Origin of the sequence: Nocardioides insulae DSM 17944 (assembly GCF_000422825.1) — a bacterium.
Taxonomy (GTDB): domain Bacteria; phylum Actinomycetota; class Actinomycetes; order Propionibacteriales; family Nocardioidaceae; genus Nocardioides; species Nocardioides insulae.
On sequence record NZ_KE383929.1, the window covers coordinates 534838 to 559567 of the forward strand.

A 24730-nucleotide genomic window follows, 5' to 3' on the forward strand; every position below is an offset into this window, starting at 1 on the left:
ACCCCGCCAGCCGGCTCAGGTCTGGTTGGGGACGGCGCCGCCGTACCGGCGATCGCGTCGGGCATAGGTGTCGATCGCCTGCCAGAGGTGACGGCGGTCGACATCGGGCCAGAGCACGTCGGTGAAGACGAACTCGGAGTAGGCCGCCTGCCAGAGCATGAAGTTGGAGAGCCGCTGCTCACCGGAGGTGCGCCAGACCAGGTCGGCGTCGGGGAGTTCGGGGACGTAGAGGTAGCGGGCGAAGATCTTCTCGTCCACCTTGTCGGCCTTGAGCCGGCCCGCGGCGACGTCCTGGGCCAGCCGCCGGGTGGCGTCGGCGATCTCGGCCCGGCCGCCGTAGTTGACGCACATGGTGAGGGTGCAGACGTCGTTGTCCCGGGTGAGTTCCTCGGCGACCTGGAGCTCCTTGATCACCGACCTCCACAGCCGCGGCGCTCGTCCGGCCCAGCGCACCCGCACGCCGAGTTCATGCATCTCGTCGCGCCGGCGTCGGATCACGTCGCGGTTGAACCCCATCAGGAAGCGGACCTCCTCGGGGCTGCGCGCCCAGTTCTCGGTGGAGAAGGCGTAGGCGGAGATCGCCTTGACTCCGATCTCGATGGCGCCCTCCACCACGTCGAACAGGCTTGACTCGCCCTCCTCGTGACCCCGGGTGCGGGGCAGTCCGCGCTCCTTGGCCCAGCGGCCGTTGCCGTCCATGATGATCGCGACGTGCTCCGGCACCAGCTCGCGCGGCACCGGCGGCGGGGTCGCCCCGGAGGGGTGGGGGTTCGGCGTACGAACAGCGCGTTTCACGACCACCGACCCTATCGGGCGGGCCGGGCGTCGGCGCCGCTCGACCGGGCGACACCGGAGCGGCGGTCGTTCAGCGGACTTCGCCGACCGGTGCCTGGACGCGTGGGACGAAGACGGCGACCGCGCCGGAGAGCAGGGCCGTCGCCGCGGCGTACAGCCAGATCCGGTCGAACCCGGCGAGGCTGGATGAGAGCGAGGACTGATCGCCGAGCAGCACGACCATGATGGCCAGGCCGAGGGCGCCGCCGATCTGTCGCGCGGTCTGGTTGACCGCGCTGCCCACGGCGTACCGGGCCGGTGGCAGCCCCGCGACCGCGGCCGCGCTGAGGATCGGGAGGGTCAGACCGACGCCCAGACCCCCGATCACCGAGGCGGGCAGCCACACCCAGAAGTAGTCGGGGGTGAGATCCGCGCCGACGTAGTACCAGAGCATGCCGGTGGCGTAGACGAGCGCGCCCGCGATCAGCAGGGCGCGGAAGCCGATCCGCGCGGCGAGCTTGCCCGCGGGCCCGGAGACGAGCGCGACCATCACCGGACCGGGGGTCACCGCCAGGCCTGCCGCGAAGATCGACCAGCCCCAGACGCCGGTGAGGAACAAGATGTTGCCCAACTGCATCGCGAAGAAGCCGGTGCCGTAGATGAAGGTGGCGAGGTTGGCCAGCGCGAAGGTCCGGTCCTTGAACATGGCGAGGTCGACCACCGGCTCGGGGTGGCGCACCGAACGGCGCAGGAACCAGTACGCCGCCACGACGGCGGCCGCGAACGCGGCCAGCACCCTCGGGTCGTCCCAGCCCCACTCGGCTCCCTGGGCCACCGCCAGCACCAGGGCTCCCATCGCGAAGGTGACCAGCACCGCCCCGAGGTAGTCCGGCCGGGGTCGGAGCTCGGTGGGGACCGCCTCGACCAGCACCCGAGCGCCCAGGACGGCGACGACGAGTCCCACCGGGATGTTGATGAAGAACGCCCACGGCCAGCCGCCCAACTCGACGACCACCGCACCGATCGAGGGGCCGATCGCCACCGCGAGCGCACCGACCCCGCCCCACAGCGCCACCATGTGAGTACGCCGCTCCGGCGGGAAGGCGTCGATGAGGAGGGCCAGCGAGGACGGCATCAGGAAGGCGGCGCCGGCGCCCTGGACGACCCTCGCCGCGACGAGGACCGGCAGCGAGGGCGCCAGTCCGCACAGCAGCGCTCCCAGCAGGAAGATCCCGAGTCCGGCCATGAAGGTGCGCTTGCGTCCCCAGGTGTCCGCGGTGCGCCCACCGATGATCAGCAGCGCGCCGAACACGATGTTGTAGCTGGTGAGCACCCAGGACAGGTCGGCGGCGGAAGCCTGCGGGAAGGAGGCGGCGAGGTCGGGGAAGGCGACGTTGCCCAGGGAGAGGTTCAACGTGGCGGTGAACGCCCCGAGCGCGGTCACCAGGAAGATCAGCCCGGGGTGGGCAGGTCCGCGGCCCGTCGATGATGCCCGCAGCATGCGTCTCGGGCTCGTGCTCGTCATGCCTCCGACCCGTCGATCTTCTCCGCGGGTGCGCCAGCGCCTGCGACCACGAGCGCCCCCGGACCACGCTCCGCCGTGACCTCGCGGGCCTCGAGCCGCTCACCGCACTCGGAGCACACCGGAACGGCCTCGGTGAGGTGGCCGCACCCGCGGTGGCGCACGACCAACGGGGGGCCGTCGGTCGAAGCCCACCGGTCGCCCCACTGCCGCATCGCGGTCAGCACGTGCCACAGGTCCCGGCCCTTGTCGGTCAGGCGGTACTCGAAGCGCGGCGGCCGGTCCTGGTACTGCACCCGCACCAGGACACCGGCGTCGCTGAGGTGCCGCAGCCGTTGGGTGAGGATGTTGCGTGAGATGCCGAGCCGGTCCTGGAACACCTCGAAGCGCCGGATGCCGAGGAACGCGTCCCGGACGATCAGCATGCTCCACCAGTCGCCCACCACCTCGAGGCACTGGGCGACCGAGCAGTTCATCTCTTCGAAGCTGGTACGACGCATGTCCTGAACCTAGTCAGTTGCATCATAGAACGCAACGGTCATAGGGTCCCAGGACGAGCAGCCGGGGCCCCGGTTCGCCACCTTCCGCAGAGTTCGAGGAGACGAGATGGACTGGACCGCCGCGATGGAGCTGGAGGCGCTGGGGGAAGGACGGTTCCGCGGCCACGTCGACCAGGACTGGACCTCGCTCCAGGGCGTGCACGGGGGTGTGGTCGCTGCCCTCGCGGTCACCGCCGCCGAACGGGCCCACCGCGAGGCCGGGGTCGAGCCGGCCACCACCCTGCGGGCCGCGACCTTCGGCTACGTCAGCGGGAACGTGGAGGGCGACCTCGAGCTGCACGTCGAGGTCGTACGCCGCGGGCGGGCCCTCGTCACGACCCACGTGACGACGTCCCAGGACGGCCGGACCACCACGCTCGCGCGGCTCCACCACTCCACCCCGTGGGAGGGGATGGAGTTCAGCGACGCGCCGCCGCCGGTCCCGCGGCCCGAGGGCGCCGTACGCATCCGGCGAGAGGGCCCGGCCCACCTCAACAACGTCGAGACCCACCTCCACCCCGAGACCGATATCTTCGCCGGCAACGATCGCGCGGAGTGGGTCGCCTGGAGTCGCCCGCTGCACGGCGGCGTGTTCGACACCGCCTGGCTGACCATGTACGGCGACTACTTCCCGCCGGCCGTGTTCGCCAAGGCGACCACGCCCCAGCGTGCGGTGACCATCGAGTACTCCCTCCAGATCCACAGCACCGCCGGGAGCTGGAAGCTGGCCGACGATGAGTTCCTGGCCGCCCGGATGCACACCTTCCACTCGCACGAGGGCTTCGCCGTCGAGGACGGTTGGATCCACCTCCCCGACGGCACGCTGCTGGCGACGGTCCGGCAGACCCGTCTGGCCGGCTGAGGCGGGACGAGTCGGTCGAGGTCACCCTCGACCGGCTCGGCGAACGTCATCACCGGTGCGGCGACACCCGAGGTCAGAGACGGATGATCAGCTTGCCGAAGTTGCGACCCTTGAGCAGACCGATGAAGGCCTCGGGCGCGTTCTCGAGTCCGTCCACGATGTCCTCCCGGTAGCCCACGTCGCCCTCCGTCACCCAGCGGCCCATCTCCGCCAGGAAGCGGTCGTGGTGCTCGGGCACGAACTCGGTCTGGATGAACCCCCGGATGGTCAGGCTCTTGTTGAGCACGTGCCGCATCAGCGCGGCGCTCCTGTCGGGGCCGGCCGGCGCCTCGGTCTCGTTGTAGTGCGCGACCAGGCCGCAGACCGGCACGCGGGCGTAGAGGTTGAGCCGGGGCAGGACGGCGTCCCAGACCGCACCGCCGACGTTCTCGAAGTAGACGTCGATGCCGTCCGGGGTGGCCGCGGCCAACTGCTCGGTGAAGTCCGCGGCCCGGTGGTCGATCGCCGCGTCGAAGCCCAACTCCTCCAGGTGGGCCACCTTCTCCGGGCCGCCGGCGATCCCCACGGCGCGAGCGCCGTGGATCTTGGCCAGCTGGCCCACGGTCGCGCCGACCGGGCCGGTGGCGGCCGCGACGACGACGGTCTCGCCCGGCTGGGGGCGCCCGAGCACGGTGAGTCCGGCGTACGCCGTGAAGCCCGGCATGCCGAGCACGCCCAGGGCGGTGGAGACCGGCGCCAGGGCCGGGTCGAGCTTGCGCACCTGCCGGGCGGGCACCGCCGCGTAGGCCTGCCAGCCACCGTAGGCCAGCACGACGTCGCCCACCTCCAGCGACGGGTCGCGCGAGTCCACGACCTCACCCACGGTGCCGGCGGGCATCACCTCGCCGAGGCCGGTCGGCGCGGCGTAGGACTCGGCGGCGCTCATCCGCCCGCGCATGTAGGGGTCGAGGGAGAGGTAGCTGGTGCGCACCAGCACCTCGCCCGCGGCCGGCTGCGGTACGGGCTCGCGCACGATCTCGAAGTCATCGGCGGTCGGCTCCCCGACCGGACGGGAGCGGAGCAGGACGCGGGTGTTGGTCTCAGTGGAGGTGGTCACCGAGCCATCCTGGCGCAGGCCCGGTGAGCGAGGAAGGATCGACCGGCGGCCGAGCGCTACCGCTCGACGTAGGCGAGTGAGCGGAGCCCGCGCTCGAGGTGCCAGGACAGGTACGCCGCCACCAGGCCGCTGGCCTCCTTGAGGTGCCGCGGCTCGGCGGCCTCGACGACCGGCCAGTTGCCGGCCAGCAGCGCGCCGAGGAGGGCGAGGGTCTCGAAGGCCGGCGAGGCCGACCCGGGGACCCGGCAGGTAGTGCACAACACCCCGCCGTGCGCGTGGTGGAACCAGCGGTGCGGCCCCTCCAGCCCGCACCGGGCGCAGTACAGGAAGGACGGGGCGTATCCGGCCACCGCGAGCGACCGGAGGAGGTAGGAGTCGAGCACCTGGCCGGGTTGCCGCTCACCGGAGGCCAGCGTGCGCAGGGCGCCGACCAGAAGGAGGTACTGCTGCACCGACGGCTGCCGTTCCTCGGCCATCAGCCGGTCGGCGGTCTCGAGCATCACCTGACCGGCCGTGAACCGGTCGTAGTCGAGCCCGAGGCCGGCGTGGAAGAGGGTGAGGGTCTCGGCCTGGGTGACGGTGTCCAGGTTGCGTCCCTCGGCCAACTGGAGGTCGACGTGGGTGAAGGGCTCCAGTCGCGAGCCGAACTTCGAGGTGGTCCGGCGTACTCCCTTCGCGACGGCGCGCACCCGGCCGTGCTCGCGGGTGAGCATGGTGATGATGCGGTCGGCCTCGCCCAGCTTGTGGGTGCGCAGCACGATCGCCTCGTCGCGGTAGAGAGGCACCCCACCATTCTGCCCGCACCCCGGCAGCGGCCCCGCCACGACACGGCTCCATCGCCCGGGAGCGGACCGAACCCGCACAGCGCCCGACCCGCTCGCACCCGTGCACGCGGTACGGAGACGCTGATCATCGCTACCGGCGTCGCGAGGCGAGTGCGCCCGGCGAGACGCGGGAGCCAAGGCATCTTGGGGACTGTCGCGCGAGGGCGGCGCCGCCGGCGTGCCGCATCACAGCGCGCAGCGGGCGGGATCGACCAGCGGTTCCATGGGTGTGAAGCGACGCGGATGGGGCAGACTGCGCTCCGTGCCCCTTCCAGAGACCCTCGGCCGACTGCGTCGGGTCCGTCTGCTCGGGAGCGGCGGCTTCGCGACGGTGTGGCTGTACCACGATCCCGATCTCGACTCGCCCGTGGCCGTCAAGGCCCTGGCCGAGAACTGGGCCGGCGTCCCGGACATCCGCGACCGCTTCCTCCAGGAGGCACGGCTGCTGCGCCGCGCCGACAGTCCCCACGTGATCCACGTGTACGACATCGGCGTCACCCCGGACGACGTGCCGTACTTCGTGATGACCTACGCCGACGGCGGGACGGTCGCCGATCTGCTCAAGCAGACCCACGGCGTCGAGCCCGTCGAGCTGGTCGACCTGGTCGGCCAGGCCGCCGCCGGGCTGGCCGCCCTCCACGACCACGGCATCGTGCACCGCGACATCAAGCCGGCCAATCTGCTGCTCACCCGAGACGTGCGCGGTCGCCGTCGGGTGGTGGTGGCCGACCTCGGCGTCGCCAAGTCGCTGGCCGCCGACAGCGGGGTGACCAGCCACGTCGGCACTCCGGCCTACATGGCCCCCGAGCAACTGGATTCGACCACCGCGTTGGACGCCCGAGCCGACGTCCGCGCCCTGGGCGGGGTCGCCTACGCGCTGATCGCCGGGCGTGACCCGCGCCCGCCGCGATGGCCCCTCGAGCCGATCGAGCGGGTGTCCTCCCTCCGGGCGATCCCGCCCCAGGTGGATGCGGTGGTCATGCGGGCCATGGAGCCCGACCGGACCTACCGCTGGCCCGACACGCAGAGCTTCGCCGACGCGCTCGCCCACGCCTGCGCGGGGGTGCGATTCCCGCCGCCGGTGCCGGTCCCCTCCCAGACCAGGATGCACGGCTCGGGCGCCTCCTCACCCGCCCCACTGTCGCCGCCGCCCCTGTCGGGTGGACACGGTTCCGGGGCGGCCGCAGCATCCGGCCCGATGTCACCGGGTCCGCGGACTCCGGGTCCCTACCCCGGGGCGCCGTACGCCCCGCCCGAGCAGCCCCGCTCGCTGCTCCCCTGGATCCTGCTCTCCGCGGCGATGGTCGTGGTCGCGCTGACGCTCGTGGCCGTGGCCTGGTTCACCACCCGCTGAGGGCCGACGCGCCTCGACGGGCCCGGTCGACGGGGTCACCCACCCCTGTGCCAGGCCACGCCACGACGGGCTCGGCCGGCGATGACGCCGGCCGAGCCCGTCGTGGTCTGTCAGGTCGCCTCAGGCGCTGCGGTTGACCGCGCTGATCACGGCCTTGAGGGAGGCGGTGACGATGTTGGCGTCGATCCCGACGCCCCAGAAGATCTGGTCGCCGACCGAGCATTCGACGTACGCCGCGGCCACGGCGTCGCCGCCCGAGGACATCGCGTGCTCGGCGTAGTCGAGCACCCGGATGTCCCAGCCGCGCTCCTGGGCGTAGTCGAGCTCGTTGATCGCACCGACGAACGCCGCGATCGGACCGTTGCCCCGGCCCTCCAGGGTGCGACGCTCACCGTCGACGTAGACGTTGACCGTGAGGGCGTCGTTCATCCCCTCCGCGGAGGAGGTGTGCACCGAGTTGAGCTGGAGCGGGGTCTCGCGGTTGAGGTACTCGTCGGAGAAGATCTCCCAGATCTTCTCCGAGCTGACCTCGCCGCCCTCACCGTCGGTGTAGCCCTGCACCACCCGACTGAACTCGATCTGGGCGCGCCGGGGCAGTTCGAGCTTGTGCTCGGCCTTCAGCACGTACGCCACCCCGCCCTTGCCGGACTGGCTGTTGACCCGGATGACTGCCTCGTAGGTGCGACCGACGTCCTTCGGGTCGATCGGCAGGTACGGCGCCTCCCAGTCGATCTCGGAGGTGGGGACGCCGCGTTCGGCGGCGATCCGGTCGAGATCCTCCAGCCCCTTCTTGATGGCGTCCTGGTGGGAGCCGGAGAAGGCGGTGTAGACGAGGTCACCGGCGTAGGGGTGGCGCGGGTGGACCGGCAGCTGGGTGGCGTACTCGACGGTCCGACGGACCTCGTCGATGCCGCCGTCGACGGCGAAGTCGATCTGCGGGTCGATGCCCTGGCTGAACAGGTTCATGCCCAGGGTGACCAGGTCGACGTTGCCGGTGCGCTCGCCGTGGCCGAACAGGCAGCCCTCGACCCGATCGGCACCCGCCATCATCCCCAGTTCGCTGGCGGCGACGGCCGTGCCACGGTCGTTGTGCGGGTGCAGCGAGACCGCGGAGTGCTCGCGGCGGGTCAGCCCGCGGATGAAGTACTCGATCTGGTCGGCGTAGGTGTTGGGGGTCGACATCTCGACCGTGGCGGGCAGGTTGAGGATGATCTCGCGGCCCGACTCGGGCTGCCACACGTCGGAGACCCGCTCACACACCTCCAGCGCGAAGTCGGTGTCGGTCTGGGTGAAGATCTCCGGGCTGTACTGGTAGCCGAAGTCGCCGGTGCCGACGATGTCGCCGAGGTACTGCTCGGCGTACTTCATCACCATCTCGGTGCCGCGTACGGCGATGCCGACGCACTCCTCGGCGGTCACCCCGAAGACCACCCGGCGGAACAGCTCGGCGGTCGCGTTGTACAGGTGGATCGTCCCGCGCGGCGCCCCGGCCAGGGACTCCGCGGTGCGCTCGATGAGGTCCTCGCGGGCCTGGGTCAGCACCGAGATCTGGACGTCGTCGGGGATCCGGTCCTCTTCGATCAGCTGGCGGACGAAGTCGAAGTCGGTCTGGCTGGCGCTCGGGAAGCCGACCTCGATCTCCTTGTAGCCCATCTTCACCAGCAGCTCGAACATGATCAGCTTGCGGGCGGGCGTCATCGGGTCGATCAGCGCCTGGTTGCCATCGCGCAGGTCGGTGGAGAGCCAGCGGGGGGCCTTGGTGATCTTCTTGGTCGGCCAGGTGCGGTCCGGCAGGTCGACCGGCACGAACGGCGTGTAGCGCTCGAAGGGCATGCCGGAGGGCTGCTGGGTGTTGCCGGTGTTGCTCAGGAAAGTCATGGTCCTCGCCTAGATCGCAGTGATGCCGGGCGCACACAGGCACTCCGCAGCGAGGGGGTCCGGCTTCAGACCTCGCTGCGGCGGCTAAGGAGGAGGGGACTACGCAACATAACGCGGTCAGGGTAGCAAACCCCCCGAGGATGCGGGAGCCGAGGTTCGCGGTCCGGTCCTCGCATCGGTCCCGGATGCCTGGAACAATGTGTCGGGCCCAGTGAGTAGGACCGGCCAGGAGCAGGAGTGACGATGGCGCAGCCCCACCCCCACAATCCGGAGGTACGTCTGCACGACGTGAAGGTCGAGGAGTGCTGGGAGCTCATCTCCGCCGGAGAGCGGGTCGCCCGCGTCGCGTGGAGCACCGCCGGCGGGCCCGTGCTCGTCCCGGTCAACTACGTCGTCCACGAGCGGGTGGTCTGGATGCGCACCTCGCCGTACTCCGCCCTCGCCCGCGAGGCCGACGACGCCCCGGTCGCCTTCGAGACCGACGACATCGACCCCACCACCCACCTGGGCTGGAGCGTGTTGGGACGGGGCACGGCCGAGGTGATCTACGACCACGACGACGTGCCGGAGCCCATCCGCACCGCCCACCCTTGGCCGGCCGGCCACCGTCCGCTGTGGATCCGGATCGCGCCCCGCGAGCTCACCGGGCGCCGGCTCACCGCGGGCTGAGGAGCGTCCGTGAGCGGCCGGCTCCTCCTGGTCCACCACTCCCCCACCCGCACCCTCACCCGGGTGCGGGAGGCGCTCGAATCCGGGGCCGGCGACCCGGAACTCCGCGGCGTCGAACTCGTCACCAAGCCCGCCCTGGAGGCCACCGCTGATGACGTCCTGGCCGCGGATGCCTACCTCCTTCTCACCAGCGCCAACTTCGGCTACATGAGTGGCGCGCTCAAGCACTTCTTCGACTCCACCTTCCTGGCGATCGGCGGCGCCCTCGACCCCTCGGGCGGCGCCGGGGAGTCCGCTGGCGAGACGGCGAAGCGGCCCTTCGGCCTGTGCGTGCACGGTCGCTACGACCTCACCGGTGCGGTGCGCTCGGTGCTCTCGATCGTCGGAGCGCTCGGCTGGCAGCAGGCCGCACCGGTGCTCGAACTGCTCGGCGACGTCGGTGAGGAGCAGACCGACGCCGCCTACGAGCTCGGCGCCACCCTGGCGGCGCACCTGAGCGACTGAGTCCGATCCGGACCGAGGCGAGGTCACGCCGGTGGGCTTCAACCCGGATCCCCGAATGCCACCGGCTGCCGGATCGGCGGGTCCGCGTTCAGGCCCCGGCGCCCAGGAGCCGGGTGACCTCGGCAGCGATGGCGAGGTCCTCCCGGGCCTCCACCACCAGCACCCGGGCCCGGGAGCCGGCCGTGGCGATGTCGCGGTCGCCCGGGGCATCAGCTGCGCCCGGATCGAGCGCGACGCCGAGGTAGTCCAGCCCCTCGACCACGTCGGCGCGGAGCCGTGGGCTGTGCTCGCCGATGCCTCCGGTGAAGACCAGGACGTCGAGTCCACCGGCTGCGGCGATCATCCCGCCGAGCTCGCGGCGCAGCCGGTGGAGATAGACCGCCCACGCGGCGCGGGCGTCCGGATCGCCCGCCGCGCACGCCGCCTCCACCTGCTTCATGTCCCCGCTGGTGCCGGACAGGCCGGCCAGGCCGGAGCGATGCTCGAGGGTCTCGGAGAGCTCATCGAGCGACACCCCCTGCTGCTGGAGCCAGACCAGGAGTCCCGGGTCGACCGAGCCGCTGCGCACCTGCATCATCAGCCCCTCCAACGGGGTGAACCCCATCGTCGTGTCGACCGATCGGCCACCGCGCACGGCACACAACGAGGCACCGGCGCCCAGGTGGGCGACCACGATGCGCAATTCCTCTGCGGGACGGCCGAGAACCTCCGCGGCCCGGCGGACGGCGTACTGATGGGAGAGGCCGTGGAAGCCGTAGCGCCGCAGCCGCCAGCGTCGGTTCCACTCCGCCGGAAGCGGGTAGGTAGCCGCCGCGGCCGGGATCGACCGGTGGAAGGAGGTGTCGAAGCACGCGACCACCGGCACCCCGGGCAGCGCCGTACGGACCTCGCGCGCCACCGCCAGGGCGACCGGGTTGTGCAGCGGGGCGAGCGACACCGTCCGGTCGAGTTCGGCGAGCACGCCGTCGTCGAGACGCACCGGCACCAGATGATCCGGACCGCCGTGCACGAATCGGACGCCGACCGCGTCGATCGGCCTCCAGTCGTGGAGGACCTCGGTGAGCTCGTCCTCCCGATCCGCCAGCGGGACGTTGTCGTGCCTGCCCAGGACACCGTCCACGACGAGCCCGACCTTGAGCGAGCTCGAGCCGGAGTTCACCACCAGCACGCGCATACGGGCCTCACTTGCTGTCGTCCTCCGCGGCGTCCATGGCGACCGCGTCGACCGTCCTGCTCCAGGTCCACTCGCGTACGTCGGGCAGATCCTGGCCGTGCCGGCGGACGTAGGCGTGGTGGGCGACCAGCCTCTCCTTCAGCCCGTCGTAGACGTGGCCGGTCCGGTCGCCCAGCCGAGGGACCCGGTCGAGGACGTCGAGCGCGAGGTGGAAGCGGTCCAGGTCGTTGAGCACGCACATGTCGAAGGGAGTGGTCGTGGTGCCGTTCTCCTTGTAGCCGCGGACATGGATGTTGGCGTGGTTGGTCCGGCGGTAGGTGAGGCGGTGGATCAGCCACGGGTAGCCGTGGTAGGCGAAGATGACCGGCTTGTTCCGGGTGAACAGCGCGTCGAAGTCCGCGTCGGAGAGCCCGTGCGGGTGCTCGGACTCCGGTTGGAGCCGCATCAGGTCGACCACGTTGACCAGTCGGATCCGCAGGTCCGGCACGTGCTCGCGCAGGTAGGCCACCGCGGCCAGCGCCTCCTGGGTCGGCACGTCCCCGGCACAGGCGATCACGACGTCAGGCTCGCCGTCCTCGTCGTTACTCGCCCAGGGCCAGATCCCGATCCCCTTGGCGCAGTGCGCGACCGCCTCCTCCATGGTGAGGTACTGCATCTCGGGCTGCTTGCCGGCGACGATCACATTGACGTAGTCACGCGAGCGCAGACAGTGGTCGGTCACCGAGAGCAGGGTGTTGGCGTCCGGCGGCAGGTAGACCCGGACGACGTCCGCCTTCTTGTTGACCACGTGGTCGATGAAGCCGGGGTCCTGGTGCGAGAAGCCGTTGTGGTCCTGGCGCCAGACGTGGCTGGTCAGCAGGATGTTGAGCGAGGCGATCGGCCGTCTCCAGTCGATCTCCCGGGTGGTGTTGAGCCACTTGGCGTGCTGGTTGAACATCGAGTCGATGACGTGGATGAACGCCTCGTAGCAGGAGAACAGCCCGTGCCGCCCGGTCAGGAGATAGCCCTCCAGCCAGCCCTCGCAGGTGTGCTCGGAGAGGATCTCCATGATCCGGCCGTCCGGTGCGAGGTGGTCATCGACCGGCAGGATCTCCGCGTTCCAGGTGCGATCGGTGACCTCCATGACGTCCTGGAGACGGTTGGAGCTGTTCTCGTCGGGGGCGAAGAGTCGGAAGGTCCGGGAGTTGTCCCGCATCACGTCGCTGAGCCAGCGGCCCAGCACCCTGGTCGACTCGGCCACGCTCCCTCCCGGCGCGTCCACCTCGACGGCGTACTCGCGGAAGTCGGGCAGGTCCAGATCACGCAGCAGCTCTCCGCCGTTCGCGTGCGGGGTGGCGCTCATCCTGCGCTCCCCCGCCGGGTGCAGGTCGCGGATGTCGGGCATCGGCGCCCCGGCCTGGTCGAAGAGTTCCTCCGGGCGGTAGGACTGCATCCAGTCCTGGAGGACCTGGCGGTGACCGTCGTCCCCGCGGGCGTCCGAGAACGGCACCTGGTGCGACCGCCAGTAGCCCTCCACCGGTTGACCGTCGATCTCCTTCGGCCCGGTCCAGCCCTTCGGGGACCGAAGGACGATCATCGGCCACGGGCGGCGCGCGACCGGAGTGGCGGCTCCCCGCGCCTCGGCCTGGATCTCGGCGATCTCATCGAGGCAGGAGTCGAGCGCGGCGGCGAAGGCCTGGTGCATCTCCGCCGGGTCCGACCCGGAGACGACACGCGGCGCGTGGCCGTACCCGCGAAGCAGGCTGAGCAGCTCGTTCTCGGGGATCCGGGCCAGCACCGTCGGGTTGGCGATCTTGTACCCGTTGAGGTGCAGGACGGGGAGTACGGCGCCGTCGCGGCGCGGGTCCACGAACTTGGTGCCGTGCCAACTGGTCGCCAGCGGTCCGGTCTCGGCCTCGCCGTCCCCGACCACCGCGCAGACGACCAGGTCGGGGTTGTCGAAGGCCGCGCCGTACGCGTGGGAGAGCGCGTAGCCCAGTTCACCGCCCTCGTGGATCGACCCGGGGGTCTCGGGTGCTACGTGGCTGGGCACCCCGCCGGGGAAGGAGAACTGCGTGAACAGGCGCTTCATCCCCGCGGCGTCCTGGGTGATCCGGGGGTAGACCTCGGAGTAGGTGCCGTCCAGGTAGGCGGCCGCGACCAGCCCCGGTCCGCCGTGCCCCGGCCCGGTGACGTAGAGCGCGGACAGGTCACGCTGCATGATCACCCGGTTGAGGTGCGCGTAGATGAAGGTGAGTCCGGGCGTGGTGCCCCAGTGCCCGAGCAGGCGTGGCTTGACGTGCTCGGGATGCAGTGGGCTCCGCAGCAGCGGATTGTCCATCAGGTAGATCTGGCCGACCGAGAGGTAGTTGGCGGCCCGCCACCACCGGTCGATCCTGGAGAGGGCCTCCGCGTCGAGCGGAGTGCCGTGGGCGTGATCGGACTGCGTCGTGGTCGCGGTCATACCTCGTTGCTACCGGACCCGGCGGGGGATGACAACGGTTCCGCAGTGCTCCCGCGCCGCACCGGGCGACCCCGCCTGATCCGGAGCCGGCACCGGTGGCCGGATCCGGCCACATCCTCGCCAGATCCTTGACCGGCGATCTGTGACGGCCGCCATAATGGGCGGCCGTACTCACATTGAAACGTTCAAAGCAGGCGCGGCCGACAGGACCTGCGGCCGAGGCACCAGCTGTGCCTTCAAGCGGTGTCGAGGCATGCGTCGTACTCGGAAATGAGAACCCACGTGATGAAACGTAGATTGGCGGCGCTGCTCGCGGCGCCACTCCTGATCCCGCTCTGCCAGATGCCTACCGCGGCGGGCGCCGCCACGGCACCGGACGGCGCGGGCGAGAGCTTCGCCGACCGGATGGGGACGCTCTACGGCGACGTCGAGACCGAGTACCGTCCCGAGCTGCGATGGTGGCTGGCCGAAGGTCTGAACACCGACGAGACCCTGCGCAAGAACGTCGGGCAGATCGCCGACATGGGCTTCGGGGCCGCCGAGTTCCTCGCGATGCCCGAGCCGGGCGCGGACGACGCGACCTACGGCTGGGGATCGGAGGAGTGGACCCACGACTCGCGTCTGGTGATCGAGGAGGCCACCAAGCACGGGCTCGGGTTCAGTCTGACCAGTGGCACCCACTGGGCCACCGCGAACCTGCCGGACACCTATGATTGGGACGGCGCGAAGTTCGACTACGACAACAAGGCCGCCTCCAAGGAACTCGACTACTCCACCGTCCTGGTCGACGCGCGCGAGCGGTTCAACGGCGACCTGCCGCTGCCGGTACGTCCCGAGCAGTCGAAGGACGCGCAGGAGTACGTCTTCGAGGGCGTCGTCGCAGCGAAGCTGACCGAGACACGCCCCGGGAGCGGGCAGGACAACGAGTTCAAGGAGGGCACCGGCACCGGCACGCTGGACTTCGACTCCCTGGTCGACCTGACGGACAAGGTCAAGAAGAAGGGCGACGCCTACCGGCTGAACTGGAAGGCACCCAAGGACGGCCAGTACGGACTGTTCACCTATTGGATGCACGGGACCGGCGAGAGCTTCGAGCCGTCGGTGAGCAACAACTACACGATCAACTATGTCGACCACTACGGCGTCGACGCACTGAAGGACTACTGGGAGCAGAACGTCCTCACGCCCGAGCTGAAGGAGGACATCCGCGAGAACGGCCGTGGCGAGATCTACATGGACTCCCTCGAGCTCGCGAGCTACGGCGCAGCCGGGGTCCTGTGGGGCTATGACTTCAAGACCGAGTTCCGCGAGCGGCGCGGGTACGACATCACGCCGTACCTGCCGATCATCGCCTGGGACAAGACCCGCCACGACTCCAACACACCGCCGCAGTTCGACTACAAGGTCGCCGACGAGGCAGACCAGGCGCAGGTGCAGAAGATCCGCAACGACGTCAGCCAGACGCTCTCCGAGCTGTACGAGGAGAACGTGCTGAAGCCGATGCAGGAATGGCTGCACGGCCTGAACATGAACCTGCGGGCCGAGCCGTCCTACGGGATGGTCTATGAGATCTCGACCCCGGCGAAGTACCTGGACGGCGTGGAGACCGAGACCTTCGCGCACAACGGCGACCTCGACGTGTACCGCGGCATGCTGGGCGGCGCGAACATGTACGACCGACTGTTCTCCAGCGAGACCGGGGCGGTCGGCGGCCGCAACTACTACTACAACATGGACTACTGGACCCGGATCGCCTACCTGCAGTTCGCCGGCGGGGTCAACCGGACCGTGTTCCACGGCTACTCGGCGATCGAGGGTTCGGACGCCGACACCTACTGGCCGGGCCACGAAGGCATGTATTCCTTCTTCTCCGATCGCTTCGGCGGCCGCCAGCCGGCCTCTCAGATGTATCCGGAGTGGACCGAGATGCTGGGCCGCAATCAGAAGGTGCTCCGGCAGGGCCAGCCCCGCCGCGACATCGCGATCCTGCGCACCGACAACCAGTTCATCTCCTACGGGCAGCCGCGGGAGAACACCCCCGCCGAGAACAGCTACTTCATGAACGACAAGCCCTACTTCTGGCGGGATCTGTCGCTCCAGCACGCGGGCTACACCTACGACTACTTCTCCCCGCAGTTGCTCGAGGACCAGGACAACGTGACGTGGACCGGTGACGAGCTCCAGCCCGATGGTCCCGGCTACCAGGCCGCGATCCTGTACCAGGACTCCCTGGAGCTCTCCAGCGCCAAGAAGCTCCTGGAGATCGCCCAGGACGGTCTGCCCGTGCTGTTCGTCAACAACACCTCCGAGATCCGCTCCCACCAGGGCCCCGCGATCGAGTACGACAAGGCCGCCTCGACCACCCGGTTCGCCCAGGACGACGCGGACGAACTCGCCCAGGTCGTCGCACAGATCAAGGCCCTGCCCAACGTGGAGGAGGTCGACCAGCAGGCCGACGCACTCGCCGCCCTGCAGGACCTCGGAGTCGAACCGCGGGTGTCGTATGCGGAGCCGAACGACAAGATCATGACGATCTCCCGGCTCGACAAGGAGGAGAACGTCCTCTACACCTTCGCGTACAACTTCAAGTTCGAGAAGAACAAGGGCGAGGGCCCCTTCACCTTCGACCTGTCCATGGACGCCCAGGGCAAGCCCTACACCATCGACGACTGGACCGGACGGGTCGAGCCGGTCGGCGCCTACCAGGTGAACGGCTCCGGCACCGACGTCCGACTCAGCCTCAAGCCGGGCGAGGCGCAGATCATCGCGCTCGACCTCGACGAATCCGGCAAGGGTCTCCACGCGGTGAGCACCACCGCCGACGCGGCCCTGCAGGAGAACGGCAAGACCTCGATCCTCGCGACCGAGTCGGGTCGCTACGCCACCCGACTCAGCAATGGACAGAACGTCCAGACCAAGGTCAAGGTGCCCGGCCAGATCCCGCTCGAGCGGTGGGACATCAAGGTCCAGGACTGGAATGAGGGCAAGCGAGTGGTGAACACCGAGGAGAAGTTCGGTCACACCACCACGGAGGTCTACTACACCACCAAGAAGACCAACCTCACCTTCCGCAACAGCCGGCTGATCCCGTGGAAGGAACTACCCGCGACGCCGAAGCAACTGGCCCAGCTCGCCGGTGACGAACCGTCCATGTCCCATGTCTCGGGCCTCGGCACCTACACCACCAAGGTCAAGCTGCCGAAGCGCTGGAACCGGAACAACGGCGCCTACCTGCGCATCGGATCCACCGGCGGAGGCGAGACCCGGGTCTACGTCAACGGCAAGCAAGCGCCCGGCGTCGACCTCCGCACCCTCCAGGTCGACATCACCGACCTGCTGAAGAAGGGTGGCAAGGCCAACAAGATCAAGGTGGTCGTGGCCAGCACACTGACCAACCGGCTCCTCCAGCGCGGCTACAGCGGCACCCGGGGACCGGCCCAGGACTACGGCATGAGCGGCGACGTTCGCCTCGTGCCCTACACCCTGGCCAAGGTGGCGCGCGACTGACGCACGCTGCACGTCCACGCGACACCGCATGGGCCCGCCGATGCCGGTCATCCCACCGGCATCGGCGGGCCCGTCGTGGTCCCGCGTCCAGCTCGGATCGGCCCGCGAGCCCTCGCCCGGGCCGCGTCGGCCGGCGTACCCGAACCGTCACCGGAGGGCCGGGCGAGCCGAGTGGGGCATGGCCCGAGTCAGCGGATGGTGTAGGCATCCACGAATCCGCCCGCGCCGACACTCTCCACCTTGAGGATGAGCGGGGTGGCGGTGACCTTGACCCGGAACTTCGCACTGGCCTTCGACCCGAGCGTGAAGTGACGAGGTGCGACGGCCCCGGCGTCGGCCGGGGTGACCGCGATCTGGAAGGTGTCTCGACGTCGGCCGAGGTTGGTGAGCGTCATGTCGAGGGTCTCGGTGGGCGCGGCCCTGCTCGGCCCGTTGATGCGGGCCCCGAACTCACCGAGCTCACCCGGCTCACTGGCATCGGAGAGCCCCAGGCGCACCCCGCCGGAGACCAGCACCAACTCCGGCCCCTCGTCCCCGTCGGAGGCATCCTCCTCGACGGTCAGGCCGTCCGCGAACAGTCCGGCGATCCAATCGTCCTGCGCCGTTTGCTCAGGGTCGCACCCCACCAGGGTGCTGGCCGGTTCGCCCTCCCAGCGCACCACCGTATTGTCGCCCTCCGTGGCGACGGTGTAGGGCCCGAACATCGTGTTGCAGCCGGAGTTGACCGAGAGCCCGTCCTCGAAGGAGACCCGCACGGTGGTGCCCTGGACGAGGTCGCGGCCGGCGACCTCGTCGGCGACGAAGACCCGCCCGTCGAGTACGTCGGCGGACGGAGTGGCCGATGCGGCGGCGTCCGAGCCCTCTCCCTCGGCAGCCTCGTCATCGCCGCTGCCGCCACACCCGACGAGGAGCGACCCGCACACCGCGGCCGTGATCCCGACAGCCAGGATGCGGGTGTGACCTCGGTGAAGCCTCGTCAGCATGGGGGTCCTCCCTGTCGAACAACGCGTGCTGCTCAGCATGTTGCCGGGGCCCAGGCTTGACAAGGCCCGCGCCGCCCGCGCTCGGAGCGGGCCGATGCCCACCCCCGGTCCACGTGACGTCCGCCGTCGGCGTGCGCGATCACGACCGGGAGGCGGAGACTCGGCCGACCGGTGGCGCGGTCACCGATCTCACCGGTCGGTGACTGTGGTCGGGGCGGGAGCGTCGAGAACGTGCTGTGCACGGCGGCCCCGACTAGCATCGGCACCCGATCGGACAGCGAGGGACGAGGAGGAGCAGGTGACCGTGCCCGGCACTCGCGCGCTCGCCTCCGTCGCGACGGCTCTCCTCGCCGCCACCCTGCTGACCGCCTGTGGTTCGAGCGAGGTTCCGGAGGGGGCCGATCCCGACCTGGTCGACGCCGCCGAGGTCCCCGAGGCCGGCGTGTGCCGCAACCTGGAGGGCCAGGCCCTCACCGCCGCCACCGACGCCACCCCGCACGTAGAGTGCGACGAGCCGCACAACTCCGAGACCTACGCCGCCGGCACCCTTCCGGAGCAGTTCCACGACCTGAGCGTGGCCTCTCCCGACCTGGACCAGTGGGCCTATCAGACCTGCACCCGCGAACTACGTCGCCATCTCGGCGCCGACGAGAGCACCGTGATGCGATCGGTGTTCAGCTGGGTCTGGTACCGCCCCTCCGAGCGCGCCTGGAAGGACGGCGCCCGCTGGTACCGCTGCGACGCGGTGGCCGGTGGACCGCAGACCTCGGCACTGATGGACCTCCCCACGGTGACCGGACAACTGCTGGCCAAGAAGGGTGAGGACCGCTGGATGGCCTGCGCGCAGGGGGACTCCTTCGACGCCGCCAAGGCGATCCCGTGCTCGCAGGACCACGACTGGCGGGCCGTCACCACGATCAAGCTGGGCGAGCCCGACGCGCCGTACCCGGGCGACAACCAGGCCCAGGTGACCACCCGCGACTTCTGCTCCGACTCGGTGGACGCCTGGCTGAGCTACCCCGGTGACTTCGATTTCGGGTACACCTGGTTCGGTGAGTCCGAGTGGGAAGCCGGCAACCGGCGCTCGATCTGCTGGGCGCAGACGGAGAAGTGAGGTGCACCCGCGCCTCAGCCGGCTGCTGCCCGCCGCCCTCGCCCTGGGCGCGCTCGGCACGCTGAACGCCTGCACCGAGGGCTCCGATCCGGAACCGGAGGCCGCGACCACCAGCGCCGCGCTGCCCCCGCCGGTGGCGAGTCCCGCCCCGACCCCGGCCGACGACGGCTGCTACCGACTCAGCTACGAGGACGCCCTGGCCCCCACGACCGCCGGGTCGAAGGTGCCCTGCGGGCGCACGCACACCTCGCAGACCTTCGCGACCGGGACGCTCGACGCGGTGGTCGACGGGCATCTGCTCGCCGTCGACTCCACCCGGGTCCGCGACCAGGTCGCCACCACCTGTCCTGACCGACTGCCCGAGTTCCTGGGCGGCGACGAGGAGACGATGCGGCTGACCATGCTGCGCTCGGTCTGGTTCACACCGACCCTGGAGCAGGCAGCCGAAGGTGCGCAGTGGTACCGCTGCGACGTGGTCGCGGTCACCGGCGGCGAGCAGCTGGCCGATCTGGACGAACCGTTGGACGGCGTACTCGCCGAGGACTCCTCCGCAGACCCGTACGCCATGTGCGGCACCGCGGCCCCCGACAGCGAGGGCTTCCAGCGGGTGCTCTGCGGGGAGGAGCACAGCTGGCGGGCGCTGAACTCGGTCGATCTGGTCGCCGAACTGGACCTCACCGGGGACGACCCCGACTATCCCGGGCAGGACGCCGTCCGCGAGGCCGGACAGGATCTGTGTGCGGACGCCGGCGAAGCGGTCGCCGAGGACGCCCTCGACTTCGAGTGGGGCTACGAGTGGCCCGACCGCCGCCAGTGGCGGGCCGGCCAGACCTACGGCCTCTGCTGGGCCCCCGACTGACCGGACCGGCCGCCGGCGGTCACCTCCTGGAGGAGGCTCAGAAACCGAGCCGGCGCAACTGTCGGGGGTCGCGCTGCCAGTCCTTGGCGATCTTCACCCGCAGGTCGAGATAGACGGGCACACCCAGCAACTCCTCGATCTGCAGCCGAGCCGTCTTGCCGACCTGCTTGAGCCGGGACCCGCGGTGTCCGATCACGATGCCCTTCTGCGAGTCGCGCTCGACGAAGAGCGTGGCGTGGACGTCGGTCAGCGGCTTGTCCGCCGGCCGGTCCTCGCGCGGCACCATCTCCTCCACCACGACGGCGATGGAGTGCGGAAGCTCGTCGCGTACGCCGTCCAGAGCGGCCTCGCGGATCAGCTCGGCCACCAGGATGTCGTCCGGGCTGTCGGTCAGGTCGCCCTCGGGGTAGAGCGGCGGGCCCTCGGGGAGCATGCCCACCAGCAGGTCGGCGAGCAGGCTCACCTGGTCGCCCGCCACGCTGGAGACCGGGATCAGCTCGACCCAGTCGAGGCCGAGCTCCTCACCCAGCGCCGCGACGTCCATGAGGTGTTCGCCGATGCGCTCCGGACCGGCCAGGTCGGTCTTGGTGATGACCGCGACCTTGCGGATGCCCTTGCGCAGCTTGGCCAGCTCGGTCGCGATGTGCCGGTCGCCGGGACCCACCTTCTCGTCCGCGGGGAAGCACATCGCCACCACGTCGACCTCGGCCCAGGTGGTGTGCACCAGATCGTTGAGGCGCTCGCCGAGCAGGGTGCGGGGCCGGTGCAGCCCCGGTGTGTCGACCAGGACCAACTGGGCGTCGCTGCGGTGCACGATCCCGCGCACCACGCTGCGGGTGGTCTGCGGCTTGTCGGAGGTGATCGCGACCTTGCTGCCGACCAGGGCGTTGGTGAGGGTCGATTTGCCGGCGTTGGGGCGGCCCACGAACGAGGCGAAGCCGCTCCGGAAAGGGGCCTGCTCGGGCTGGTCAACGGGGGTGGTCACTGCTGGGCCTCCTGTACGGCCTGGTCGTAGTCGGCCCAGATCTGTTCGTCGCTCTTGCCGGCGGCCTTGCCCGCCCGCCACACCGGACCGGGGTCGACCGCCCGGGGCTGCCGGACCGCGCCGCCGCGCCAGTAGCCCATCACGTCGTACGCCGACGCCGGCAGCCTGCGCTCACGCATGAGGTGTTTGCGGATGGCGCGCATCTGCGAGGACTCCCCGGCCATCCAGAAGTAGCCGTCGCCCCCGGGCCAGTCGATCGTCTCGACGGCCGCGGCCAGGGCCGAACCGCCCTCCTCCGGTGCCGGCAGCCAGGTCACCTCGACGCCGGGGAGGTACCGCTCCCTGGCCACGTCACGGGTGTCGTCGGGGACCTCCGCCCAGACCCGCACCGGCAGCGTGGAGGTCTCGGCGATCCGGGCCATCGCCGGCAGGGCGGTGAGGTCGCCGACCAACAGCACCCAGCCGGCCCCCTCCGGCTCGGTGTAGGAGCCCTTCGGCGCGGTGATCGTGATGGTCTCCCCCACGATCGACTCACGCCCGGCCCACTCGGTGACCAGCCCGGTCTCATGCACCACGATGTCGAGGGTCAGCAGGCCCCCGGCGTGGGCCCGCACCGTGTAGTAGCGGCTCTGGAACTGCCCCGGCACGATCAGGCCCACCCACTCGTCGGGCACCCCGGTGCCGCGGAAGTCGGGGGCCGACACGACGATCCGGACCAGGTGTGGCGAGAGCTGTTCCCGGGAGACGACCTCGGCGGCGTACTGCTCTGCTCTGGTGCTCACCCGCCAAGGCTACCGGGCAGCGCCCGGGCCGCTGATTCGTGAGCTCCACCCTGCCCGGCGGGCTTCGTCTGCGCCGACTCACCCGGTTCGGCAGTGAGTCGGCGCAGACCCCGGCAGCTCGCTCAGACCCCGAAGTCAGGGCGCAGCGGGTAGCCGCTGACGCCGTCGGTGGTCTTGGTCGCCAACACGTGGTGCAACTGGATGTCGTTGCGCTCGAAGGCGATCCGGGAGCCGGCCATGTACAGGCCCCAGACCTTGGCGGTGCCGAGTCCGGCTTCGGCGACGCACTCGTCCCAGTGCTCGACCAGGTTGCGGTTCCAGCCGGCGAGGGTCTTGGCGTAGTGCACCCGGATGTTCTCGTGGTGCTGCACCTCGAGGCCGGCATCCTCGGCAGCGGCCACGATGGTGCCCGAGCCGGTGATCTCACCGTCGGGGAACACATAGCGGTCGATGAACGCACCGGCACTGGCGCGGGCCACGTTGTCGGAGCGGGTGATGCAGTGGTTGAGCAGCCGGCCGCCCGGCTTGAGCCGGTCGTGGATGAACCCGAAGTAGGACGGGTAGTTCTTCACCCCGATGTGCTCGGTGAGGCCGATCGAGCTGACCGCGTCGAAGTCGCGCTCCGACAGGTCGCGGTAGTCGGAGAACCGGACCTCGGCGAGGTCGTCGAGCCCCTCCTCCTTGATCCGCTGCGCGGCCCAGGACGCCTGCTCGCGGGAGAGCGTGACACCGATCGCCCTGACCCCGTAGTGCCTGGCCGCGTGGCGGACCATGCCGCCCCAGCCGCAACCGAGGTCGAGCAGCCGCTGCCCGGGCTTGAGGTCGAGCTTGCGGCAGATCAGGTCGTACTTGTTCGCCTGAGCCTCCTCGAGGGTGGAGTCCTCGGTCGGGAAGACCGCGCAGGTGTAGGTCATCGACGGCCCGAGGACGTACTCGTAGAAGGTGTTGGAGACGTCGTAGTGATGGTGGATCGCGTCGGCGTCGCGGACCTGGCTGTGCCGGCCCCACCGGGCGAGACCGCGGAGCCCCTCCAGCTTGTGCCGCCACGACGGCAGGTGCTCCTGGGGCGGGGGCGGCGGCGGCTTGAGATGGCTCACCCCGAGGGTGCGCACGATCTGGATCAGCTCACTCGGGGTCGGCCGCTTGAAGCTGGTGTGGTTGAGCAGGATCTGCAGCAACGGGTACGGGTCGCCGGGATGGGCGCCGTGGAGCTGTAGCTCGTCGGTCACATACGCCCGGGCCAGGCCCAGGTCACCGGGCGCGGTCATCAGGTAGGAGAGGGCGCGCTCGCTGACGAGGTCGAGGGTGAACTCGGCGTCCTCAGGACCGGCCGAGCTACCGTCGTACGCCGTCATCCGTAGCGGCAGCCCGTCCCTGAAGAGGGACGCGATCGTGGGGGCGATGCCCTCAGAGACACGAGTGGTCGGCGCCGTCATCGTCTTTTCACCGCCTTGTCATAGAGGCTGGTCAGCCTGTTGTCGGGATCGTAGATCTTCTTGACCTCGGCCAGGTGTCGGCCGTGATACAACTCGTCGAAGGTGTCGCGGTCGTAGAACGCCTCCGAGTAGAGCGACTTGTGCCCGCCCAGCGCGTGCACCTTCCGCTCGATGGCACGGTTGCGCGGCGCGTCGTCGCGCCCGGGCCCCACGGGGACGGTGCCCCAGAACCCCGCGTTGACGTAGATGCGCCCGGGCTCGAGCGGGTAGGACGGCCACTTGTCGCCGACGCCCTCGCCGGGACCGTCGCGGTGGATGCCGGTCGAGATGAGGGGGCACAGCCACACCGGGCGCATCCCGATCTCGGCGTCGAACCAACTCAGGAACTCCGGGAGCCGCTCGACGGGGACCTCGATGTCCTGGACCACGCGCTCACGCAGCGGCACCCCCTTGCGCCGGTCGAGGCGGTCGATGATGTCGAAGCGGCGATCGAGGCCGAGCAGTCCCATGTAGACGTCGGACCTGCGCTTGCTGCGCGGCCACAGTCGGCGCAGCACGGGGTGCTGGGCTCCGAAGGCCCCGGAGCACCAGAACCAGTCGGTGTCCCAGCGCCACAGGTAGTCGTACATGGTCAGTACGTCGCGCTCGCGCTGCTGGATGGAGCGGTAGTAGACCCGCTGACCGGTGTAGTCGCTGGGCCTCGAGCCGGCCTCCTCGGTCCATCGCGCCAGGGTGAGGTAGTACTCCCCCGGGGCGAAGGCCACACCGTCGAGGGCGTCCACGCGGATCCCGTCGTACTCGCGCTTGCCCGGGGAGCCCGCAATATCGGTGATCGCCTCGACCAGCCGGGTCGCATCGTCGAAGCGGATGTGCCGCAACTCCACGAAGCTGGGCACCCGCTCGAGGGCGATCTTGAGCCTGGTGGCGTAGCCGAGCGAGCCGTAGGAATTGGGGAAGGCGTCGAAGAGCGTCTCACCCGGGCGAGTGGTGATGACCTCGCCGGCACCGGTGAAGACGTCCATCTCCAGGACCGACTCGTGCGGCAGGCCGTTACGGAAACTGGTCGCCTCGATGCCCATGCCGGTCACGGCCCCGCCGAGCGTGATCGTGCGCAGCTGCGGGACGACGTACGGGATCAGCCCGTGCAGCAGAGTGGCCTCGACGAGGTCCTCGTAGGTGCACATGCCCTGGACGTCAGCGGTGCCCGCAACGGGGTCGACCTCGATGACACCGGTGAGCCCGCTGACGTCGAGACCGGGCGCGTCGGTGGAGGCCCGCGGCCGGAAGAGGTTGGTCGTCTTCTTCGCGAGCCGCACCGGAGAACCATCAGGGATCGCGCGGTAGGAGTCCCTGAGCCGCTGGACCGCGGCCTCGTGGGTGCTCCAGGCATTCTCTCCTGTCACGAACCGCCAATGTACTCCTGCC

Annotated in this window: 20 protein-coding genes; 7 read left to right on the forward strand and 13 right to left on the reverse strand. The window is 70.2% G+C overall.

Annotated features, from left to right (window positions below; all coding sequences use genetic code 11):
* Positions 1–15: 15 nt before the first annotated feature.
* Genes G515_RS0116990 through G515_RS0117000 form a run of 3 tightly spaced genes read right to left on the reverse strand, consistent with a single transcriptional unit; the run spans position 16 to position 2796 of the window.
* The gene (locus G515_RS0116990; RefSeq protein WP_211221087.1) at positions 16–810 is read right to left on the reverse strand and encodes an isoprenyl transferase; all 795 of its coding nucleotides are present in this window, start codon (positions 808–810) and stop codon (positions 16–18) included.
* 55 nt (positions 811–865) lie between these two features.
* Positions 866–2275, reverse strand: a complete 1410-nt coding sequence (locus tag G515_RS0116995) for an MFS transporter (protein ID WP_051218514.1) — start codon at positions 2273–2275, stop codon at positions 866–868.
* A 20-nt stretch (positions 2276–2295) separates the two neighbouring features.
* Positions 2296–2796, reverse strand: coding sequence for a winged helix-turn-helix transcriptional regulator (locus G515_RS0117000; RefSeq protein WP_028661111.1), 501 nt, complete (start codon positions 2794–2796; stop codon positions 2296–2298).
* A gap of 106 nt (positions 2797–2902) precedes the next feature.
* On the opposite strand from G515_RS0117000, the gene G515_RS0117005 reads away from it, so the two are divergent.
* Positions 2903–3697, forward strand: a complete 795-nt coding sequence (locus G515_RS0117005; RefSeq protein WP_028661112.1) for an acyl-CoA thioesterase — start codon at positions 2903–2905, stop codon at positions 3695–3697.
* A gap of 73 nt (positions 3698–3770) precedes the next feature.
* Here G515_RS0117005 and G515_RS0117010 read toward each other — a convergent pair whose 3' ends face one another.
* Both G515_RS0117010 and recO read right to left on the reverse strand, forming a co-directional pair.
* Entirely contained in the window at positions 3771–4793 is a 1023-nt protein-coding gene (locus tag G515_RS0117010) for an NADP-dependent oxidoreductase (protein ID WP_028661113.1), read from the reverse strand.
* A gap of 56 nt (positions 4794–4849) precedes the next feature.
* Positions 4850–5578 (reverse strand): DNA repair protein RecO, encoded by a 729-nt coding sequence (gene recO, locus G515_RS0117015; protein WP_028661114.1) that lies wholly within the window; start codon positions 5576–5578, stop codon positions 4850–4852.
* A 301-nt stretch (positions 5579–5879) separates the two neighbouring features.
* Here recO and G515_RS22085 point away from each other — a divergent pair, with 301 nt between their 5' ends.
* The gene (locus G515_RS22085) at positions 5880–6971 is read left to right on the forward strand and encodes a serine/threonine-protein kinase (protein ID WP_051218515.1); all 1092 of its coding nucleotides are present in this window, start codon (positions 5880–5882) and stop codon (positions 6969–6971) included.
* A gap of 120 nt (positions 6972–7091) precedes the next feature.
* Here the strand turns inward: G515_RS22085 and leuA are convergent, their stop codons facing one another.
* Positions 7092–8849: a 2-isopropylmalate synthase gene (leuA, locus tag G515_RS0117025; RefSeq protein WP_028661115.1), complete on the reverse strand. Its 1758-nt coding sequence runs from the start codon at positions 8847–8849 to the stop codon at positions 7092–7094.
* Between the two features lie 243 nt (positions 8850–9092).
* On the opposite strand from leuA, the gene G515_RS0117030 reads away from it, so the two are divergent.
* Positions 9093–9518: a pyridoxamine 5'-phosphate oxidase family protein gene (locus tag G515_RS0117030; RefSeq protein ID WP_157571169.1), complete on the forward strand. Its 426-nt coding sequence runs from the start codon at positions 9093–9095 to the stop codon at positions 9516–9518.
* Positions 9519–9527: 9 nt separating this feature from the next.
* Positions 9528–10022 (forward strand): flavodoxin family protein, encoded by a 495-nt coding sequence (locus tag G515_RS0117035; RefSeq protein WP_028661117.1) that lies wholly within the window; start codon positions 9528–9530, stop codon positions 10020–10022.
* An 88-nt stretch (positions 10023–10110) separates the two neighbouring features.
* Here the strand turns inward: G515_RS0117035 and G515_RS0117040 are convergent, their stop codons facing one another.
* Together G515_RS0117040 and G515_RS22090 are read right to left on the reverse strand one after the other, a co-directional pair.
* Positions 10111–11196 carry an acetate/propionate family kinase gene (locus G515_RS0117040; protein ID WP_028661118.1) on the reverse strand — a complete coding sequence of 362 codons (1086 nt, stop codon included), beginning with the start codon at positions 11194–11196 and terminating at the stop codon, positions 10111–10113.
* Positions 11197–11203: 7 nt separating this feature from the next.
* A complete protein-coding gene (locus tag G515_RS22090; RefSeq protein ID WP_051218517.1) occupies positions 11204–13639 on the reverse strand; it encodes a phosphoketolase family protein in 2436 nt (811 codons plus the stop codon).
* Between the two features lie 285 nt (positions 13640–13924).
* Between G515_RS22090 and G515_RS22095 the strand changes: the two genes are divergently transcribed.
* On the forward strand, positions 13925–17146 hold the full coding sequence (locus G515_RS22095) for a glycosyl hydrolase (RefSeq protein ID WP_157571170.1): 3222 nt from the start codon (positions 13925–13927) through the stop codon (positions 17144–17146).
* Between the two features lie 188 nt (positions 17147–17334).
* Here the strand turns inward: G515_RS22095 and G515_RS0117055 are convergent, their stop codons facing one another.
* The gene (locus G515_RS0117055) at positions 17335–18129 is read right to left on the reverse strand and encodes an META domain-containing protein (protein ID WP_028661119.1); all 795 of its coding nucleotides are present in this window, start codon (positions 18127–18129) and stop codon (positions 17335–17337) included.
* A gap of 304 nt (positions 18130–18433) precedes the next feature.
* Between G515_RS0117055 and G515_RS0117065 the strand changes: the two genes are divergently transcribed.
* Positions 18434–19243 carry a septum formation family protein gene (locus tag G515_RS0117065; protein WP_245565451.1) on the forward strand — a complete coding sequence of 270 codons (810 nt, stop codon included), beginning with the start codon at positions 18434–18436 and terminating at the stop codon, positions 19241–19243.
* A 1-nt stretch (position 19244) separates the two neighbouring features.
* On the forward strand, positions 19245–20102 hold the full coding sequence (locus G515_RS22100) for a septum formation family protein (RefSeq protein WP_036555909.1): 858 nt from the start codon (positions 19245–19247) through the stop codon (positions 20100–20102).
* 37 nt (positions 20103–20139) lie between these two features.
* Here the strand turns inward: G515_RS22100 and era are convergent, their stop codons facing one another.
* The 4 genes from era to G515_RS0117090 form a co-directional block, all read right to left on the reverse strand.
* A complete protein-coding gene (era, locus tag G515_RS0117075) occupies positions 20140–21087 on the reverse strand; it encodes a GTPase Era (protein WP_028661121.1) in 948 nt (315 codons plus the stop codon).
* Positions 21084–21869: a siderophore-interacting protein gene (locus G515_RS0117080; RefSeq protein ID WP_028661122.1), complete on the reverse strand. Its 786-nt coding sequence runs from the start codon at positions 21867–21869 to the stop codon at positions 21084–21086. The genes era and G515_RS0117080 overlap by 4 nt, the downstream gene beginning before the upstream one ends.
* Before the next feature lie 122 nt (positions 21870–21991).
* Positions 21992–23305 carry a class I SAM-dependent methyltransferase gene (locus tag G515_RS0117085; RefSeq protein WP_028661123.1) on the reverse strand — a complete coding sequence of 438 codons (1314 nt, stop codon included), beginning with the start codon at positions 23303–23305 and terminating at the stop codon, positions 21992–21994.
* Positions 23302–24708: an FAD-binding oxidoreductase gene (locus tag G515_RS0117090; RefSeq protein ID WP_028661124.1), complete on the reverse strand. Its 1407-nt coding sequence runs from the start codon at positions 24706–24708 to the stop codon at positions 23302–23304. The genes G515_RS0117085 and G515_RS0117090 overlap by 4 nt, the downstream gene beginning before the upstream one ends.
* Between the last annotated feature and the right edge of the window lie 22 nt (positions 24709–24730).